General features: G+C 64.5%; 3 protein-coding genes. All 3 read right to left on the bottom strand.

The window, feature by feature from the left end; all coding sequences use genetic code 11:
* A partial coding sequence (locus VFP86_08680; GenBank protein ID HET8999705.1) for an AMP-binding protein occupies positions 1–593 on the bottom strand: 593 nt, incomplete at its 3' end.
* A 2-nt stretch (positions 594–595) separates the two neighbouring features.
* A complete protein-coding gene (locus VFP86_08675; GenBank protein ID HET8999704.1) occupies positions 596–1,759 on the bottom strand; it encodes an NAD(P)/FAD-dependent oxidoreductase in 1,164 nt (387 codons plus the stop codon).
* A 7-nt stretch (positions 1,760–1,766) separates the two neighbouring features.
* Positions 1,767–2,687, bottom strand: a 921-nt coding sequence (locus VFP86_08670) for a thiolase family protein (protein ID HET8999703.1), incomplete at its 5' end; no start/stop codon positions are given.

Raw genomic sequence — 2,687 nt, 5'->3', positions numbered from 1 at the left:
CGAGGCTCGATCTGCTGAAAACGGTCCAACACACTTCGCGTGCCGAACTCGGGAGGGCAACTCGACCAGATCGCGCCTAGGCTGGCCGTCGCCAGGAAGGCGATCAGGGTCTCCGGAATGTTGGGCATATAGGCGACGATCCGGTCGCCCCGGCGCACGCCCAACTCCTTGAGCGCGGATGCCACAACGGCCGTCTGCCGGTAGAGGTCGCCGAAGGTCAGTGTGCTGAGCGGACGCCCCTCGGAGCGAAAGACCACGGCCGGGTGGGCGTCTCTGCGGCGCAGGGCGTGCTCGGCATAGTTCAGCTCAACTCCCGGGAACCACCGCGCACCCATGACTCGCCGGTCCGCGAGCACCCGGGACTCCCGCCGCGGGGCGATGACTTGAAAGAACTCCAGCATCGTGGCCCAAAATGTCTCCACGTCGGTGACCGACCATCGCCAGAGCTCCTCGTAGGAGGCGAACGCCAGCCCCTTGGTGGTCTTGAGCCAGCCCAGGTACCGGGTAACGTTGGCACGCGCCCGCTGGCGTTCGGTCGGTTCCCACAAGAGGGTCCCTTCGTCGGGGCCCGCGATCGGTTCCCGGGGCGCCATGGTCACGCTTGGCGGCGCACGATGGCCTGTCCAATGAGCTTTGCCGAGGTGCGCACAGACACGGTAAACGCGAAGAATGGTCCAAAATCCTGGGAGGCCGGCATGCTGGTGATGAACAGCCCCGGGATATTGGTCTGGAAATGCTCATCCAAGATGGGAAAGCCATTCTGGGTGGCCAGGGTGGCCAGGAGATTCCCCTGTGCCAGGAATGGCACCCGGCCTATTGCTACTTTGTACCCCGTCGCCAGGATGACGTGGTCGATGGTGAGCGTCTTGCCGTTGTCCAACTTCACCACCAGCTCTCCGCTGGGCAGCAACCCGGCGGCCACGAGTTGTGTCTTTGGCCACAACGTGACAGCGTCTTTCATCACCCGCGGCTCTAGCCAAGGCTCAACTTTCAAGCGCCCTTCCGCCCAAAGCCGCTGGCCGACCGCCTCCTTTTCCTCCGGTGAGAGCCTACGGAACCAGGCCGGATTCTCCACCATTGCATCCACCAGGGGATTGACCCAAGACCAGTCGGCCGCCTTGAACGAGGGGGTATCATGCCGGTGAGAAACGTGAACGGCGGCCGCGCCCGCTTCGTTGAGCAAGGCCGTCCATTCGAATGCGCTCTGCCGTCCTCCCACGACGAGGCAGCGCTTCCCTCGTAGATCCCGGAAATCGATACGATCACAGGTATGCGAATAGCGCCCCTCGGGGACGCGTTCGACCATCTCCGGGGGCAGGTACTTGAAGTACTTGAAGCCCACGGCAATCACGACGTGTCTCGCGCGGATGACCCGGCCATCGTCCAGCGTCGCGTGAATCTGGCGATCCGCCCCGCCCGACCAGTCGAGCCGTCGGATCAGGGTGGGTATCGCGTCGATTCGCTTCTGTTCCAGAAACCACTGCGCATAGGCCAAGTAGAATTGGAGGGAGAGGGGCTCGGCATCGCCGGGAGTCGCCCCTTGCATCGCCAGATAGTTCTCAAGCGAATGGACCCCCACCGGGTCCAGCGACCAATCACTGGTTGAGCGCAGGTACATGCCCTCGGGCATGTTGGCCTTCCAGAATTCCATCGGCTTCCCGACGATCACGTGATCGATGCCGAGATGCCCGGCGTACGCCGCCATCGCCAGGCCGTACGGGCCGGCTCCGATGATCAGGAGATTGAGGTTCCTCTCCATGGTCCGCTCACGTGGCCATTTCGACGGCGACGGCCACGGCCTCCCCACCGCCTAAGCAGAGACACGCGATGCCGCGCCGCAGGCCACGATCCTTGAGCGCGTATAACAACGTCGTCAAGATGCGCGCACCGGTGGCGCCGAGCGGGTGACCCAACGCAATGGCGCCCCCGTTCACGTTGACCTTCTCCCAGTTCCAGCCCTCGTCGGCGAGCGCGTACCCGTTTCCCAAGATCTGAGCCGCAAAGGCTTCGTTCACCTCCAGCAGATCGACATCGTCAAGTGTCCACCCCAGCTTCTTGAGCAGACGCGGAATGGCTTTGGCGGGAGCGTCGAAGATGTATTTGGGCTCAACGGCTGCCTGCGCATACCCGGCGATACGGGCCAGGGGCCGGGCGCCAATGGCCTGTGCCGTTGCCTGGCTGGCGATGACCAGGGCCGCGGCCGCGTCGTTCAGGCCCGGGGCGTTGCCCGCCGTCACCCGGCCGCCGGATTTGAAGGCGGGGCGGAGCCTGCGCAGTGCGTCCAGCGACGTATCGCGGCGGGGCGCTTCGTCGTGGGTGACCGTCGTCTCCCCGGAACGCCCCGTGACGGCCACCGGCACGATTTCCGCCTCAAACTTGCCGCCGTCGATCGCGGCAACCGCTTTCTGGTGACTCGCCAGCGCGTAGCGGTCCATCGCTTCGCGCGTCACTTGGTATTCATCGGCGATGAACTCGGCTGCGCTGCCCATCGCCCAGTTCTCAAATGCGCACCACAATCCATCGACGAGCAAGGCGTCTCTGAGTTGGGTGTTGCCGAAGCGCAATTGGTTCATGCGGCCGTCGACGAGGTGCGGCGTTCGACTCATGCTTTCCACGCCGCCCACCACGAGCAAATTGCCGTCGCCGGCCCGAATGGCCTGGGCGGCCAGCACGACCGCCTTCAGGCT

It is taken from the genome of bacterium, assembly GCA_035703895.1.
Lineage (GTDB): Bacteria > Sysuimicrobiota > Sysuimicrobiia > Sysuimicrobiales > Segetimicrobiaceae > Segetimicrobium.
The sequence above is the reverse complement of the archived record's forward strand: the minus strand, read 5'-3'. Positions and strand labels throughout refer to the sequence as shown.

Excerpts from the sequence above, each read along its gene's own strand:
- VFP86_08675 (HET8999704.1), bottom strand. The coding sequence starts at position 1,759 with ATGGAGAGGAACCTCAATCTCCTGATCATCGGAGCCGGCCCGTACGGC.